This window comes from Stenotrophomonas sp. Br8 (assembly GCF_014763005.1).
Taxonomy (GTDB): Bacteria; Pseudomonadota; Gammaproteobacteria; order Xanthomonadales; family Xanthomonadaceae; genus Stenotrophomonas; species Stenotrophomonas lactitubi.
In genome coordinates this window covers 192,026-207,619 of sequence record NZ_JACGTN010000016.1, presented here as the reverse complement: position 1 = coordinate 207,619, position 15,594 = coordinate 192,026, and the positions used below count along the sequence as shown (strand labels likewise).

Genomic DNA, 15,594 nt, shown 5'->3' with positions numbered 1-15,594 from the left:
ACGGGTGGCTCAAGCGCCGAGACTGCGCGCGGTGTTGATGATGTTGATGCCGTTGAAACGGGTGGTGGACGAACCATGCGAGACCGCTGACACCTGGCCGGGCTGGCCCTTGCCGTCGAAGAACGAACCGCCGAGGCGGAAATCGCGTTCATCGCAGATGGCGGTGCAGGCGTTCCAGAACTCCGGCGTGCGGATCTGGTAGGCCGCATCCTCGACCATGCCGGTGATCTTTCCGTTCTTGATCTGGTAGTACAGCTGGCCGCCGAACTGCGCGTTGTAGCGCTGCTGGTCGATGGAATAGGAGCCACGGCCGTGGATGTAGATGCCGTTCTCCACGTCCTTGACCATGTCTTCGACGCTGAGCGGTTTCCTGCCCGGTGCCAGCGAGACATTGGCCATGCGCTGGAACTGCACGCTGGACCACGAGTCGGCATAGCTGCAGCCATGCGAGGCGTCGCGGCCCAGGATGTGCGCCTCATCGCGGGTAGCCTGGTAGTCGACCAGGATGCCGTCGCGCACCAGGTCCCAGCGCTGGGTCTTCACCCCTTCGTCGTCGTAGCCGACCGCACCAAGGCTGCCCGGCTGGGTCTTGTCGGCGAAGAAGGTGACGATGTCGCTGCCCCAGCGGAAACCGGCATCGCGCTTGTCCAGGGTGGCGAAGCTGGTGCCGGCGTAGTTGGCTTCGTAGCCGAGCACGCGGTCCAGCTCCAGCGGATGGCCGACGTTCTCGTGGATGGTCAGGAACAGGTTGGACGGATCCAGCACCAGGTCGTACTTGCCGGGTTTCACCGAGGGCGCCTTCAGCTTCTCGCGCGCCTGGCGGGCGGCGGCGATGGCGTCCTCGACCGGGTCGTAGGAATCGCGATAGGCGGTGATGCCACCGGGCAGCTGCACCTTGCCACGCGCGTCCCCGTCGAGGAATTCGTAGCCCATGCCCATCGGCGAGGACAGGCCGGCGCGGGTGCGGAACTTGCCGCTGGCCTTGTCGATGGCGGTGGCGGTGAACGGCAGCCAGATGCGGTGGATGTCCTGGTCGATGAACGAGCCGTCGCTGGAAGCGAAGTACTTCTGCTCGTTGACCAGGAACAGGGTGGAATTGATGTAGTCAGCGCCCGCATTCAGCGCGGCCGCATTGAGTGCCAGCAGCAGTTCGACCTTGTCCTGAATCGGCACTTCCATCGCATTGCGGCGGATCGGTGTCTGCCAACGCACCTCGCCTACCGAGGGAGTGGGCGCCAGCTGCACCGGCCGGGTCTGGATGCTGGCATTGGCGCGGGCAATGGCCGTGGCCTGCTCGACGGCGGTGCGCACCGCCGCTTCGGTCTGCTGGTGGGTGGCGGCGAAACCCCAGGCACCGTTGACGATCACCCGCACGCCCACACCGGACGACTCGCGGTTGGTCACGTTGCCGACCTGGTGTTCGCGGGTGATCACCGACTGGTTGAGGTAGCGACCGATGCGCACGTCGCAGTAGCTGGCCTTGGCCGCGCGCGCGGCGGCAAGGGCGACCTCGGCCAGGCGTCGGCGCTTGGCCGGGTCGACCGGGGCCAGCAACTGCTCGGCGGCGATCAGCCGCGAATGCGGCAGGACCAGGCCCGCCAGGCCCAGACCGGAAAATGCCAGGAACTCACGTCGTTGCACTGCGTCTCTCTCTCACTTCCGTGCGGCCGGCAAAGGACCGATCCGATCACGTCAACTCCTCGACTTTCGCCAGCGGCGGCCATTCGGGCAAGTGACTGCAGTCATGGTAGGGGTGGGTTTCGGCAGGGCTTGCAGCCCTGCACCTGCCGAATCAACGTCAACGTCAACGGCAGAAGCTGGCTATCCGTGGGTTGGCGGGGTGGTGTCGGATTGCGGGGACGCCGTAAACCCATCCCTGGGGGCTTGGCCGCGGCATCCATGCCGCGGACACCCCGCAATCCGACACCGCCCCGCCTCTGACAGATTCCTGCGGCTGTTGGTAGGTGTCGACCTTGGTCGACACATCTGCCAGATATCGAAATGAATCCGGGGTCAGATCCCTTCCGACAGATCGCGAAAATTTGTCGAAGGCGGGGTGGGTCCGGTTGAGGGGGTGTGAGCGGCATGGATGCCGCGACCAAGCCCCCATGGATGGGTTTACGGCGTCCCCCTCAACCGGACCCACCCCGCCAACCCACAGGAAACCAGCTTTTGCTGTTGCTTGGGCTGTTGCTTCGGCCGTTGCCGTTGCCTCTGCGGGTGCAGGGCGCAGCCCTGCTCAGTAACCCCCTCGTGCACAATGAGTCGACCCCGCCTGGACGCCGTCTCGATGTCGAGCAAGCCGTATTCAGAAGCCTGCGAGCGCAATCGCGAACCCATCGCCGCTGCGCTCGACCCGTGGATGGGCGACCGCCACCGGGTGCTGGAGATCGGCAGTGGTACCGGCCAGCATGCGGCCTTCTTCGCCGAGCGCTGGCCATGGCTGCGCTGGCAGCCCAGCGACCATCCGGATCATCTTCAAGGGATCGAGGCCTGGCGCGCGGAGGCGGCGCTGTTGAACCTGCTGCCGCCGGTGGCGCTGCAGGTCGAGCTGCCACCGGCGACCGGCCTGAGCCTGCCGGAAGGCAGCACGTTCGATGCTGCATTCACTGCCAACACCCTGCACATCATGAGCTGGGAACACGTGCAGGCCCTGTTTGCCGCACTTCCACCCCTGCTGCGCCATGGCGCGCTGCTGGCGGTGTATGGCCCCTTCAATTACGGCGGCCGTTACAGCAGCGACAGTAACGCGCAATTCGATGGCTGGCTGAAAGCGCGTGATCCGCGTAGCGGCATCCGTGATGCCGAAGCCGTGCAGGCGCTGGCGGCGGACAACGGATTCACCCGGTTGGGTGATCTGGCCATGCCGGCCAACAACCGAGTGTTGTTGTGGCGCCTGGGGTGATCAGGCGTCGGGGGCCATGCTGGAAAGGCGGGTCGCCGCAGCACGCAGTCCCTTGAAAACAGGTTCGGACACGGTCGAAGGGAAGCCGCTTGGAAGCTGGCGTGTGACCTGTTCGATGGCAGGTTCCACGGTCTCCAGCAATGTCTCGATCCATGGTTCTGCGCCATCGGCTACGCCACAGGCGCGTGCGGTTTCGTTCCAGTGCCGGCGTCGCACAAGATGCAGTTTTCGATGGCGGTTCTTGCCCTCTACCGCCATGGCAAGCTGCGCGTTGTGCGGATCGAGTTGATTGGGCCCCCGGCCGAGGATGGGATATACCGACAGCACGTCGTAGACAGGAGTCAGACGGAAGCGCCCACCCGCGTCGATGTGGACGCTGAAGTTCTTTGCGTGGCCGTCGGTCGCGGCAAGCATCCAGAACAGGATCTGCGTCTTGAAGAAGGTTGCTCGATCCTCAGGCTGCTCGGATTGCCGAAGCAGATCCATGATGGCCACGATGCCGGGGCCGCCATCGGATTCGTACTTTCGGGCAGCGGGGAGGCCAAAGACCTGACACATATCTTCCTGCGGCAAGCGAAGCCACCACGTGCGATCCGCGGCCAGTCGCCGGTCGAAACGTTCGACGATCAGTGCACCTTGATCTTCAAAACGCCCCATCTGCGTATCCGCGACGGGAATACCAAAGGCTGCCAGCAGGTGCATGCACAGCCACTCGTTCTCCACGGACTGGTGCATGTCCGCACGCATGTTGCCGACGATACCCAACGGCAGCTTGAAGATGTGCGTGGACGGCGTACTTCCGGTAGGAATGCACCATTGACCATCGTGCAGCAGCAGGCCGGTCTTTTCCTGCGCTCCAGCGATGGAAATGCGGAACGCATCGTCGCTGGAAGAAGTGCCAGGCAATGCACTTGTTGTGACCTGGCGCAGGACTTCAGCGACGCCTGAGTCATTCAATGGTTCGAACGTTATCCGCTGGATGGCATCCGGTGTGCGCGAATGTGGCAACAGCTGCACCGCGCCCACACAATCCCGGCCAATGGCTTCAAGCAGATCGAACGTATTGCTGCTGCGCGTGGCGAACCGGTCGCGGATCCGGTTGCGGATGGTGACGTTATCGGGGAGAAGATTGTCGAAGTAGTCGTTGACGACCTGACCTTGATGGCTTTCACCGTCGGGCAGCAGGGGGAGCGAAAGGGACAGCGGTCGCGACTGCGTCGAACCAATCCATTGGCTGATGTAGGAAAGGCGGGATGCCCGGTTCCGCGCATCATCCCAGAGCGCTACCTCGACACCATTCATCCAGACCCGCAACGTACCCATGGCTTACCACTCCGAAGTCGACGTGTTTTCCCGGGGACTTCGCTGCTGCAGGCTGATTTCCAGGCCCAACACGGCCCAGACTCGCATCAATCGCTCGAAGCTGGCAGACGCTGGATCGCGTTCCAATGCGCCGACTGCCTGGCGGGAGATGCCCAGTCGCTCGGCAAGCTGTGCTTGACTCAGCCCGGCCTGGCGTCTGAACGCGCGCATCAGCGGCGCAAGTTGCTGCGGTGTTCTCACCGTATGCGGCGGCCTGTCCATACCGGCAGTCCTCGGGAAAGATGACCGTACGCCATCACGTACGCAAAGGATAGGTTGCTTTACGACACGCAACCTATCTCTTTCCTGCGGCACAGGCAACCTATTGATTGCATTCTCAAAAGGCAATCAATAGGTTTCTTTTTGCGGTGTGCTACTACGCCACCTGCACGATATGCAGTGCCTTCGGGTTGCGCCACTGCGCCAGCAGCACCGCTTCGCGGGCCTTGGCCTTCTCGAAATGGGCTTCCTTGACGTGGCCGAAGCCGCGGATGTGCTCGGGCACGCTGGCGATCTCCACCGCCAGCGCCAGGCGGTCATCATCCAGGCCGTCCAGCAGCACCTGCACGGTCGCCTCGTAATCGGTGATCAGCTGGCGCTCCATGCGGCGTTCCTCGGTGCGGCCAAACACATCCAGGCGGCCGCCACGCAGGAACTTCAGCTTCGCGAGCAGGCCGAACGCCTTGAACATCCACGGGCCGTATTCCTTCTTCAGCAGCCGGCCCTGCTCGTCCTTCTTCGCGAACAGCGGCGGTGCCAGATGGAAGCGCAGCTGGTAATCGCCCTCGAACTGCTGCTGCAGGCGGCGCTGGAAATCGCCGCTGGTGTAAAGGCGGGCCACTTCGTACTCGTCCTTGTACGCCATCAGCTTGAACAGGTAGCGGGCCACGGTTTCGGTCAATGCGGTGGACCCACCGATGCGCTCGGCTTCGGTCGCGCGCACGCGTTCGACCAGCGTGCGGTAGCGGTTGGCGTAGGCGGTATCCTGGTAGTCGGTCAGGAATGCCGAGCGGCGCTCGATCATCTCGTCCAGCGAGCGCGACAGGCGCGCGTCGTCCAACGGCAGGAAGGCGACATCGCCACCATGGGTCGGCAACCCACGCAGCTCGCGCTCGTCGCCGGTGTTGCGCGGTGCGGCGGTAGCGCCCCACTCGTTGCCTTCCCATTCGCCCGGCGGCAGTGCATGCAGCGGGCCTGGGGTATTTTCGGTGTCGGTATGGCGGTTGCGCACCACGCCTGCCGCCTGCTGCACGGCCTGCGGATCGACCGCGGCCAGGCGGCCCCAGGCGAAGGCCTGCTGGTTCATCGCCACGGCCGCGCCGTTGAGTTCGATGGCACGCATCAACGACTCGAACGACAGCGGCACCAGGCCCTGCTGCCAAGCGTAGCCGAGGATGAACAGGTTGGCGGCAATCGCATCACCGAGCAATGCGGTAGCCAGCTGGGTTGCGTCCAGCAGCAGCGGCTCTTCGCCACCCAAAGCCACGCGCACGCCGGCGATGATATCGGCGGCGGGGAACTGCATGTCCGGTCGCGTGGTGAATGTGCCCGGCATCGCTTCATAGGTGTTGAGCACCACCTGCGAACGGCCGGCACGCACCTTCGACAGTGCCCAATAGTCGTTCACCACCACCATGTCGCAGCCCAGCACCAGGTCGGCTTCGCCAGCGGCAATGCGCACGGCGTGGATATCCTCGGGGCGACGGGCGATGCGGATGTGCGTGGTCACCGCGCCACCCTTCTGCGCCAGGCCGGTCTGGTCGAGCACCGAGGCGCCCTTGCCCTCAAGGTGACCGGCCATGCCCAGCAGGGCGCCGATGGTCACCACGCCGGTGCCGCCAACGCCGGTGATCAGGATGTTCCAGGGCTGCTCCAAGGTGCCGCGCACCACCGGTGCCGGCAGGTTGTCCAGCAGCGTGGAGGCATCGCGCTTGCTGCCCTTGCGCGGCTGGCCACCGTGCACGGTGACGAAGCTCGGGCAGAAGCCGTTGACGCAGGAATAGTCCTTGTTGCAGTTGGACTGGTCGATGTCGCGCTTGCGCCCGAACTCGGTTTCCTTTGGCAGCACCGACACGCAGAAGCTCTTCTTGCCGCAGTCGCCACAGCCTTCGCAGACCAGCGAATTGATCATCACCCGCTTCTGCGGATCTTCCAGCTTGCCGCGCTTGCGGCGACGGCGCTTCTCGGTGGCGCAGGTCTGTTCGTAGATCAGGATCGAAACACCCTTCACTTCGCGCAGGCGCTTCTGCACCGCGTCCAGCTCGCTGCGGTCATGGAACTCCACGTCGCTGGGGAAATGCTCGCGCTGGCGCGTCCACTTGGTGATGTTGTCCGACAGCACCATGATGGTGTGGATGCCCTCGGCACGCATCTGCTTTGCGATGTCCGGCACGCTCAGCGGACCGTCCACCGGCTGCCCGCCGGTCATCGCCACCGCGTCGTTGTAGAGGATCTTGTAGGTGATGTTGACGCCTGCCGCGATCGCCTGGCGGATCGCCAGCGATCCGCTGTGGAAATAGGTGCCGTCGCCCAGGTTCTGGAACACGTGCTGGGTATCGGTGAACGCGGCCTGCCCGGCCCACGTCACGCCTTCGCCACCCATGTGGGTGAAGGTGTCGGTGCTGCGGTCCATCCAGGTCACCATGTAATGGCAACCGATGCCGGCCAGCGCGCGCGAACCTTCAGGCACGGTGGTGGAGGTGTTGTGTGGGCAGCCGGAGCAGTAGTGCGGTACGCGCGGGAAGCTGGCGCGTGGCAACGCAAGCTCGGCTTCCTTTTCCTGCATCCACTGCAGGCGCTGCTCGATGGAGTCGTTGTTGAAGAACTTCTGGATGCGGCGACCGATCACGCCGGCGATGGTGGCCGGGGTCAGTTCGCCGGTGGACGGCAGGATCCACTCGCCGGCCTCGTCGTACTTGCCGACGATGGACGGGCGCTGGCCCCAGCTGGCCGGCCAGTTGAAGAACTGCTCCTTCATCTGGCGCTCGATGAAGGCACGCTTCTCCTCCACCACGATGATGTCTTCCAGGCCCTGCGCGAAGCGTGCAATGCCTTCCGGTTCCAGCGGCCAGGTCATGCCGACCTTGTACACGCGGATGCCGATGTCGGCGCAGGCCTGCTCGTCCAGGCCCAGGTATTCCAGCGCCTGCAGCACGTCCAGGTAGCTCTTGCCGGTGGTGACGATGCCCAGCCGCGCACGCGGTGCATCCATCACCACCTTGTCGATGCCGTTGGCACGTGCGAAGGCCTGCGCGGCTTTCACCGCGTAGCGGTGCAGGCGCATCTCCTGGTCCAGCGGCGGATCGGGCCAGCGGATGTTGAGGCCACCGACAGGCATGTCGAAGTCCTCCGGCAGCACGATGCGCCGAGCCAGTGGATCGACCTCGACCGAGGCCGACGATTCCACCGTCTCGGCGATCGTCTTGAAACCGACCCAGCGCCCGGTGTAACGGCTCATCGCCCAGCCGAGCAGGCCCATGTCGAGGATGTCCTGCACGCCGGCCGGGTTCAGCACCGGCATCATCGCGCTGACGAATTCGTCTTCGCTGCCATGCGGCAACGTCGAGCTGCGGCAGGCGTGGTCATCGGCAGCCAGTGCCAGCACGCCGCCATGGCGCGAGGTGCCGGCGGCATTGGCGTGCTTGAACACGTCGCCGCAGCGGTCCACGCCCGGGCCCTTGCCGTACCACATGCCGAACACGCCCTGCACGTTGGCGCCGGGGAACAGGTTGGTCTGCTGGGTGCCCCACACCATGGTCGCGCCCAGGTCCTCGTTGAGGCCGGGGGTGAACTTCACCTTGGCCGCTTCCAGGTGCTTGCGCGCTCGCCACAGCTCCAGGTCGAAGCCGCCCAGCGGGCTGCCACGATAACCGCTGATGAAACCGGCGCTGTCGATGCCGGTGGCTTCGTCGCGCAGGCGCTGCATCAGCGGCAGCCGCACCAGCGCCTGCACGCCACTCAGGTAGATCCGTCCTTCGTTGCGGGTGTACTTGTGGTCGAGCGTGTAATCACGGTCGAGCAGGTCGGCGGAGGCGGGTGAGGTGAGTTGCGCGGTACTGGTCATGGCTGGCCTGGTCAGGATCGGCTGGCACCGGCCGCGCAGGTACACGCGGCGGGAAAGGCGCGAATTGTAACAGTGGGGGGCAAAAGCCCCGGCACTCGCGCCAAGGACGTGCTGGGGTTAGGATCGGGGTGAGAGAGGGAGGGTTGGTGTTTCAACCTTGGGGGAATCTGGATGTCAGTTGCAGGACAGTTCCTGGCCGGCGTGTTGCTGGTCTCGGGAGCGGCCACTGCGTGGGCCGCGCCGGCATTGCCGGCACCGCAGGAGTTCTATTTCGACAGCGACGCCGCCGCCGCGCCGATCATAGTGGTGCAGGGTGAAGGCGAAGACCTGGTGGCACAGCTGCTGAAGCACCGCGAGCGTGGCCGCAAGGGGCTGGAAGCTACGGCGCAGCTGGCGTCGGTGGCCATTGCGCAGGGGCGCGCGGAACTGGGCGACAAGCTCTATCGCGAGGCGTTGGCCGAAGCGCCGGTGCAGAGCGCGCTGGGCCGCAGCGTACGCTGGAACTATGGCTGGGACCTGTTGCGGCAGGGCCAGGCGTTGGCCGCGCTGGAGCAGTGGCAGGCCGCTGCCGGCACCCTGCGCAGCAATCCCGGCTGGGTGCCGCCGAGCTATGCGCTGGCGCTGTGGCGGGCCGGACAGCAGCAGGAGGCGGTGAAGTGGTACGCCGCTGCCGTACGGACCGAGCCGGGGCAATGGCGCGACAGCAGTCGTTACGCGCAGCTGTTGCCGGGCTGGCGCGATGACGAACGCGCGACGTTGGCCGAAGTACAGCAGGCCTGGGCGGCCGTGCCACCGGCCTGGCCCTGAGGTTGGGGTTCGGCCGGGTTGCACCCGGCACCTGCAGAGGCAACTGCCAAAGCCCAAAGCCAAAGCGGTTTGCTGGGGGATGGCGGGGCACTGTGGGTTTGCGGGGCCGCCGTGAACCCATCCATGGGGGCTTGGTCGCGCCATCCATGGCGCTCACACCCCGCAAGCCCACAGTGCCCCACCTTCGACAGGTTCCTGGTGCTGTTGGTAGGTGTCGACCTTGGTCGACACGCAGATCCACGCCATGCGTGGATGAATATGCATTGGAATCGAATGATCGATATCTGATCGGAATGCGGCCGAGCGTGGGCTCGGCGCTACAAAAAGTGGCCAGCCAACCGCTTTTGCTTTTGCTCTTCTTTTTTCTTTTCCGTGGCTGGCCGCCCACGGAAACTGTCCGTGGCCGGGCGGGTAGGCTGCGCAGGGGCGTGAGCCGCATGGATGCGGCGACCGAGCTTACATGGACGTACTTGCAGCGACCCCTGCGCAGCCTATCCGCCCGGCCAACCCACAGCTGGCGCCTTCAGCGACCACCCACGAGGGGCTGTGCCGTTCGCAGGAAACCCTCAGTCGTCCGCGGACACCGTGCGCCCCGACGCCCACTCCCGCAACGCCGCCACCTGCTCGGCCATCAACACCGACAACGGCCGCGACGTGCGTATCTCGCCCATCAGCAGCTCGGTATCCAGTGGCCGGCCTTCGGCATGCGCCGAATACAGCCCCGCCACGATCGCCTGCTCGATCTCCGCACCGGAAAACCCGTTGGCCGCCGCTGCCAGTGCCGGCAGCGCGAAGTCGTCGGCATTGAGCTGGCGCCGCCCCAGATGCAGCCGCAGCAGTTCCACGCGCACATCGGCCGAGGGCAGGTCGACGAAGAAGATCTCGTCGAAGCGGCCCTTGCGCAGCAGCTCGGCCGGCAGCTCGTGTACCTGGTTGGCGGTGGCCACGATGAACACCGGCGCCTTGCGCTCGGCCATCCAGGTCAGCAGGTAGCCGAGCACGCGGCGCGACACGCCGCCATCCTCGGTGCCGGTGGCCAGGCCCTTTTCGATCTCATCCATCCACAGCACGCATGGCGCCAGCTGCTCGGCCGAGGCCAGCGCCTGGCGCAGGTTGGCTTCGGTCTCGCCGTGGTACTTGTTGTACAGCGCGCCCACGTCCAGACGCAGCAGCGGCACGCCAAAGCCGGCGGCGGTGGCCTTGGCCAGCATCGATTTGCCGCAGCCCTGCACGCCCAGCAGCAGCATGCCGCGTGGCGGGTCCAGCCCGGCCGGTGCCGAGCCGGCGATGAAGGCGACGCGACGCTGGTTGATCCAGCGCTTCAGCCGGTTGGCCCCGGCCACGTCGCCGAAACGGGCGCTGTCGTGCTCGAAGAACAGGTGGCCGCTGCGGTTGAGCAGCTCGAACTTCAGCCGCGCCAGCTGTGGCAGGTCGTCGTCGCGCAGCGCGCCATCGGCATAGATCAGCTGCCGCGCGATGCGCCGCGCATCGACCAGGCTCAGGCCCTGCAGGTTCTTCAGGATCTTCTTGACCGCCTCGCTGTCCACTTCCACCCGGCGCCCGCCGTGTTCGCGTGCATAGGCATCGGCTTCTTCGCGCAGCATCTTCAGCAGTGCATTGGCGTCGGGCAGGCGCGGGTTGAAGCGCACCGCCAGCGCTTCCAGTTCGGCCGGCAGTTCCACCTTGGCGCCGATCAGCACCAGTACGTGCGGTTCGCTGTGGCGGCGCTGGATCAGGTCACGCAGCGCGCGCTGGTGGCTGGCATAGCCCAGGTAGGGGTGGAAATCGAGCAGCAGGTACACCCCGCGCTGGTCGGCCTGGCGGATCATCTGCAGTGCGGCGCTGGCGTCGGGCGGGCCGACCGGCTCGTCCTCGCGCTCCAGGTCGATGCGGCGCAGGCCCTCGGTGATCGACCAGCGGTGCAGGGCCCGCCAGACATGCATCAGCGTCTGCCGGAACAGCTCGACGATGCGACCCTCATCCTGGGTCTCGACCACGATCAACGGCGTGTTGGCGCGGATCAGTGCGCTCAGGTCCTGCAGTTCGCTCATGGCGGTTCGGTCCTTCGGGGGCGCCACGATAGCAAAGGCCGGGGGCGCTGGTTCAGCACGGCTCTACCTTCCGTCACCATCGGCGGTGTACGCTCGGGGCACGTACCCGGAAGCGAGGCTGGCATGAAGACGATCCTGGTGGCCGGTTCCAAGGGCGGGGTGGGCAAGACCACCATCGCCACCCACCTGGCCGCGTACGCGGCATTGCAAGGCAAGGCCACGGTGATCGCCGATGCCGACCCGCAGGGCTCCAGCACGCGCTGGGCACAGCGCCGGGCCGGGCTGGAAAGCGCGGTGCTGCCGATCGATGTGTACCGCAAGAAGCAATGGGTGCAGAAGCTGCCCGACGGTACCGATACCGTGGTGATCGATGCACCGGCCGGCGCACTGGCCGACGATATCCCGCATTTCCTCGACGCTGCCGATGCCGTGGTGGTGCCGGTGCTGCCCTCGGCACTGGACATCGAAGCCATCGTTGGCTTCCTCAACAGCCTCGCCCAGGTGCCCCGCGTGCACAGCCGCAAGCTGCCGGTCGGGCTGGTGCTGAACCGCACCAAGCCCTGGACCCAGACCTCGCAGCAGGCCCTGCAGATGCTGGGTGACTGGCCCTATCCGGTGGTCGCCCAACTGCGCGACAGCCAGAGCTATGTGGTCATGACCGGCCTGGGTCGCAGTCTTTTCGATTACCGCTCCGCCCAGGTGCGCGAGCACCAGGCCGACTGGGAACCCCTGTTGTCCTGGCTGAAACTGTAAGAGCCGTAGGTCTCCATCCCTTTATTGGAATCCCGCAATGCGCGAACTGATCCTGCTCCGCCACGCCCACGCCGAACCTGCCACTACCGGCCAGGCCGACCTCGACCGGCCGTTGTCGCCGGTGGGGCTCGCCGAAGCCGAAGCCGCCGGCAAGTGGCTGAAGGAGAACAACCTGCTGCCGGACTGCGTGCTGTGTTCCCCCTCGCGACGGACCCGCGAAACCCTGGAAGCGGTGATGGCGGCCATCGGCTATGTCGAAAAGCGCCTGGAAGACCGCATCTACGAGGCCACCCCCGGCACCCTGGCGGCGCTGGTGGACGAGCGCCGTGACCTGGACCGGGTGCTGATCGTCGGCCACAACCCCGGGCTGGAGCAGCTGGTGGCGTTGATGACCGATGGCACCAGCAGTGATTACCGCGGCATGCCGCCCGGCGGCGTGGCCGTGCTCGGTTTCGCCCGCGAGGCAACGATCGAGCCGGGCGTGGCCAGCCTGAATGCCTTCTGGTGGCCGTGAGCCGATGAGGTTGGCGTTGCCGGGCCGCTGCCTGCTGCCAGTCGTTCTGGCGATCGGCCCGGCCTGGGCCGCTGCACCGCCACCGACCGCGCTGCCGGCGGTCGTGGCCGAGTCGCCGCGTACGCTGCAGCTGGATGTGGTGCGCTCGCAGATCGGCTTTGAAGTCCGCACCCGCTTCGGCCAGCGTATCGAGGGCGTGTTCCCGCGGTTCGAGGGGCGCATCGAGGTGCTGTCCGATGGCCGTCACCAGGTCCACCTGAAGATGTTCACCCGCACCGTGGAGATCCCCGGCAAGGAACGCTATACCGGCTGGATGCGCGGCCCCGAGTTCTTCGACGCCGGTCGTTACCCCTTCGTCGAGTTCGACTCGCTGCCGTACTGGCCGGAGACGGTCGCCGACGGTGGCGACATCGATGGCCGGCTGACCCTGCGCGGCGTCAGCCATCCGGAGACGCTCAAGGTCGAGAAAGCGGAATGTGCCCGACCCGGCTATGATTGCGACGTCGTCAGCCGCGGTACCGTGCAACGAGGCCGGTACGGCATGGACAGCTGGCAGCTTGCCTTGAGTGACCGAGTGACTTTCGTACTGCGTGCACGTCTCAGCGAGGCGTCGAAACCGTGAATCCATTGCTGCGTGTACTGGTGCTGGCAACCGTGTTGCTGGGCAGCGGCTGCGCGTCGCTGTCGCATGCCCAGCGTGATCGCGCCGAGGCGATCGCCGTACAGGCGCGCTCGACCCAGGTGGATTGCCAGCAGGCCGACCGCTGCGCGCTGGACTCGCCCCTGCGGGCCCTGGCCGGCCGGGCGTTCAGCGAATCGACCCCGGAACAGCCGCGGCACTATGCCACCCTGCTGGACGAGGGCGAAGGCGCGCTGGTCGCGCGCCTGAACCTGCTGCGCAGCGCCACCCGCAGCATCGACCTGCAGACCTACATCTTCGACAAGGACGACAGCGCCCGCCTGGTCATCGACGAGCTGCTGGCGGCGTCGCGGCGCGGGGTGAAGGTACGGCTGCTGATCGACCAGCTTTCGGCGATCTCCGACCTGCAGATCCTCGGCGCACTGGCCGGCGCCCACCAGAACTTCCAGCTGCGGGTCTACAACCCGACGTTCGGCAAGGCCCGGCTGAACTATTTCGACTATGCCGGCAGCGTGCTGTGCTGCTTCCGCCGCTTCAACCAGCGCATGCACAACAAGCTGCTGGTGGTTGACGATGCGATCGGCGTGGTCGGTGGGCGCAACTACCAGGACGACTATTACGACTGGGACCGCGAATACAACTTCCGCGACCGGGACGTGCTGATCGCCGGCCCCGAAGCACGCGCGATGGCGGCCAACTTCGATGCCTTCTGGCGCGCGCAGCGCAGCGTACCGGCCGAGCGCCTGAACGATGTCGGCCGTACCCTGCTCAAGCAGGGCGTGCCGGTGTTGCCGCCCGCGCAGTTCCGCAGGCCCGAGCGGGTGGAGCGGGTCAGCGAGGAAGCCAACGACGTCGACTTCGTCACCCGTTCGTTCGTGGACACCGCCTTGCCGGTCGCCTCGGTGCGCTATGTGGCCGATCTGCCGCGCAAGCATCGCCGCGAGCGCGCCGACGCACCCTTGGCCGGGCAGCATGTCACCGAGCCGCAGCTGGATGCACTGATCTCCAGTGCGCAGCACGAAGTGATCCTGCAGACGCCCTACCTGGTGCTGTCCAAGCCGGCACAGAAGCTGTTCCGCGAGCTGCGCAAGCGCCCGCAGCCACCGCGCGTGGTGGTGTCCAGCAACAGTCTGGCCGCCACCGACAACCCGATCGTGTATGCGCTGTCGTACAAGTACAAGCGGCGCAACATGCGCGAGCTGGGCTTCAACATTTTTGAATTCAAGCCGTTCCCGCTGGATGCTCCGGTCGATTACCGCAACCTGCTGCCCGACCCGATCGCGGCGCCGGGCAGCGATACCGGACGCAATCCGCTGATCGGTGGCAGCGCAGCAGGCAGCAATGCCGGTGGCGGCGGTGACGTGGTGGCTACTGCGGACGTGGATGACCCGCAGCCGCGGGTGATCCATCCGCGTACCGGCAGCGCCTATGAGAACGGTCGTGCGCGCCGGCGTGCCGCCGGCAGCGAAGTCGAGACCCGCCTGCTGCGTACCGAAACGCGCCCGTCGTTCCTGGGCAGCAAGGCGGTCAACAAACCGCTGCCGGTCACCCGCAAGGGCGCGCGCATGGGCCTGCATGCCAAGTCGCTGGTGGTCGACCGCCGTATCGGCGTGGTCGGTACCCACAACTTCGATCCGCGCAGCGAGAACTACAACACCGAAGGCGCGGTGATCATCGACGATCCGGCCTTCGCCGAGCAGCTGGCCCAGAGCATCCTGCGCGATACCCATCCGCAGAACTCCTGGACGGTGGCGCCGCGTGCCAAGCCGCCAGTCCTGTCCGGCCTGAACTACAGCGTCGGCAAGGCGTCCGAGGCGCTGCCGATCCTCGACTTCTGGCCATGGCGCTACGCCACCGACTACGAGTTCAAGCCGGGCCCGGAGTGTCCGCAGCCACTGCCGCGGCAGAGCGCTGATTTCCATCGCTGCTATGTCGCGGTGGGCGACTTCCCCGAGGTCAATGTCGGGCCGAAGTGGCTGCTGGTACGCATGCTGACCGCATTCGGCGCCGGCCTCGTTCCCATCCTCTGAAGGTAGCCGCATGACCCAGGTATTCCGCGAAGCCGTTTCCATCGAGCAGCTCAACGCACTCAGCCAGAACACCGCCATCAGCACCCTGGGCATCGTCTTCAGTGCCGCTGGCGAAGACTGGCTGCAGGCAACCATGCCGGTGGACGAGCGCACCCGCCAGCCGTACGGCATCCTGCACGGCGGTGCTTCGGTGGTGCTGGCCGAGACCCTGGGCAGCAGCGCCGGCAACCTCTGCGTGGATACCGCCAAGCAGATCTGCGTGGGCCTGGAGATCAACGCCAACCACGTACGCGCCGTGCGTTCGGGGACGGTCACCGGTACCGCGCGCGCGGTGCACGTGGGCCGCAGCACCCAGCTGTGGGAAATCCGCATCGAGGACGAGCAGGGCCGGCTGGTCTGCATCTCGCGGCTGACCCTGGCCGTGGTGGCGGCCGGGCACGGTTGAGCCCTGGCGGCAGCAGTGACGGCG

At 66.1% G+C, this 15,594-nt stretch carries 12 protein-coding genes; 7 read left to right on the top strand and 5 right to left on the bottom strand.

The genetic code is table 11. From position 1 onward, the window contains the following. Positions 1–9 precede the first annotated feature (9 nt). A complete protein-coding gene (locus H3005_RS15020; RefSeq protein ID WP_165781029.1) occupies positions 10–1,641 on the bottom strand; it encodes a TldD/PmbA family protein in 1,632 nt (543 codons plus the stop codon). A 649-nt stretch (positions 1,642–2,290) separates the two neighbouring features. Between H3005_RS15020 and H3005_RS15015 the strand changes: the two genes are divergently transcribed. Beyond that, positions 2,291–2,905: a DUF938 domain-containing protein gene (locus tag H3005_RS15015; RefSeq protein WP_100554339.1), complete on the top strand. Its 615-nt coding sequence runs from the start codon at positions 2,291–2,293 to the stop codon at positions 2,903–2,905. Here the strand turns inward: H3005_RS15015 and H3005_RS15010 are convergent, their stop codons facing one another. From H3005_RS15010 to H3005_RS15000, 3 genes are all read right to left on the bottom strand, one after another. Then, positions 2,906–4,228: a type II toxin-antitoxin system HipA family toxin gene (locus H3005_RS15010; RefSeq protein ID WP_100554340.1), complete on the bottom strand. Its 1,323-nt coding sequence runs from the start codon at positions 4,226–4,228 to the stop codon at positions 2,906–2,908. 3 nt (positions 4,229–4,231) lie between these two features. Next, complete coding sequence (locus tag H3005_RS15005) at positions 4,232–4,489, bottom strand: helix-turn-helix transcriptional regulator (RefSeq protein WP_089241740.1); 258 nt, start codon at positions 4,487–4,489, stop codon at positions 4,232–4,234. Positions 4,490–4,643: 154 nt separating this feature from the next. Continuing rightward, on the bottom strand, positions 4,644–8,330 hold the full coding sequence (locus tag H3005_RS15000) for an indolepyruvate ferredoxin oxidoreductase family protein (RefSeq protein WP_191078494.1): 3,687 nt from the start codon (positions 8,328–8,330) through the stop codon (positions 4,644–4,646). Between the two features lie 171 nt (positions 8,331–8,501). On the opposite strand from H3005_RS15000, the gene H3005_RS14995 reads away from it, so the two are divergent. Continuing rightward, positions 8,502–9,137 carry a hypothetical protein gene (locus H3005_RS14995; protein ID WP_100554342.1) on the top strand — a complete coding sequence of 212 codons (636 nt, stop codon included), beginning with the start codon at positions 8,502–8,504 and terminating at the stop codon, positions 9,135–9,137. Between the two features lie 566 nt (positions 9,138–9,703). Here the strand turns inward: H3005_RS14995 and H3005_RS14990 are convergent. Next, on the bottom strand, positions 9,704–11,188 hold the full coding sequence (locus tag H3005_RS14990) for an AAA family ATPase (protein ID WP_100554343.1): 1,485 nt from the start codon (positions 11,186–11,188) through the stop codon (positions 9,704–9,706). A 123-nt stretch (positions 11,189–11,311) separates the two neighbouring features. On the opposite strand from H3005_RS14990, the gene H3005_RS14985 reads away from it, so the two are divergent. The 5 genes from H3005_RS14985 to H3005_RS14965 are packed head-to-tail and all read left to right on the top strand — an operon-like array spanning position 11,312 to position 15,570. Next, complete coding sequence (locus H3005_RS14985; protein ID WP_100554344.1) at positions 11,312–11,941, top strand: ParA family protein; 630 nt, start codon at positions 11,312–11,314, stop codon at positions 11,939–11,941. A 37-nt stretch (positions 11,942–11,978) separates the two neighbouring features. Next, positions 11,979–12,455 (top strand): histidine phosphatase family protein, encoded by a 477-nt coding sequence (locus tag H3005_RS14980; RefSeq protein ID WP_032977995.1) that lies wholly within the window; start codon positions 11,979–11,981, stop codon positions 12,453–12,455. 4 nt (positions 12,456–12,459) lie between these two features. Next, positions 12,460–13,077 (top strand): YceI family protein, encoded by a 618-nt coding sequence (locus H3005_RS14975; RefSeq protein ID WP_100554345.1) that lies wholly within the window; start codon positions 12,460–12,462, stop codon positions 13,075–13,077. Continuing rightward, the gene (locus H3005_RS14970; RefSeq protein WP_100554346.1) at positions 13,074–15,125 is read left to right on the top strand and encodes a phospholipase D family protein; all 2,052 of its coding nucleotides are present in this window, start codon (positions 13,074–13,076) and stop codon (positions 15,123–15,125) included. The genes H3005_RS14975 and H3005_RS14970 overlap by 4 nt, the downstream gene beginning before the upstream one ends. Before the next feature lie 10 nt (positions 15,126–15,135). Then, a complete protein-coding gene (locus tag H3005_RS14965) occupies positions 15,136–15,570 on the top strand; it encodes a hotdog fold thioesterase (protein WP_089241726.1) in 435 nt (144 codons plus the stop codon). Positions 15,571–15,594: the final 24 nt, after the last annotated feature.

Coding starts and splice junctions, on each gene's coding strand:
- H3005_RS14975 (WP_100554345.1), top strand. CDS start 12,460: ATGAGGTTGGCGTTGCCGGGCCGCTGCCTGCTGCCAGTCGTTCTGGCG.
- H3005_RS14990 (WP_100554343.1), bottom strand. CDS start 11,188: ATGAGCGAACTGCAGGACCTGAGCGCACTGATCCGCGCCAACACGCCG.
- H3005_RS14980 (WP_032977995.1), top strand. CDS start 11,979: ATGCGCGAACTGATCCTGCTCCGCCACGCCCACGCCGAACCTGCCACT.
- H3005_RS15000 (WP_191078494.1), bottom strand. CDS start 8,330: ATGACCAGTACCGCGCAACTCACCTCACCCGCCTCCGCCGACCTGCTC.
- H3005_RS14985 (WP_100554344.1), top strand. CDS start 11,312: ATGAAGACGATCCTGGTGGCCGGTTCCAAGGGCGGGGTGGGCAAGACC.
- H3005_RS14995 (WP_100554342.1), top strand. CDS start 8,502: ATGTCAGTTGCAGGACAGTTCCTGGCCGGCGTGTTGCTGGTCTCGGGA.
- H3005_RS15010 (WP_100554340.1), bottom strand. CDS start 4,228: ATGGGTACGTTGCGGGTCTGGATGAATGGTGTCGAGGTAGCGCTCTGG.
- H3005_RS15015 (WP_100554339.1), top strand. CDS start 2,291: ATGTCGAGCAAGCCGTATTCAGAAGCCTGCGAGCGCAATCGCGAACCC.
- H3005_RS14965 (WP_089241726.1), top strand. CDS start 15,136: ATGACCCAGGTATTCCGCGAAGCCGTTTCCATCGAGCAGCTCAACGCA.
- H3005_RS15005 (WP_089241740.1), bottom strand. CDS start 4,489: ATGGACAGGCCGCCGCATACGGTGAGAACACCGCAGCAACTTGCGCCG.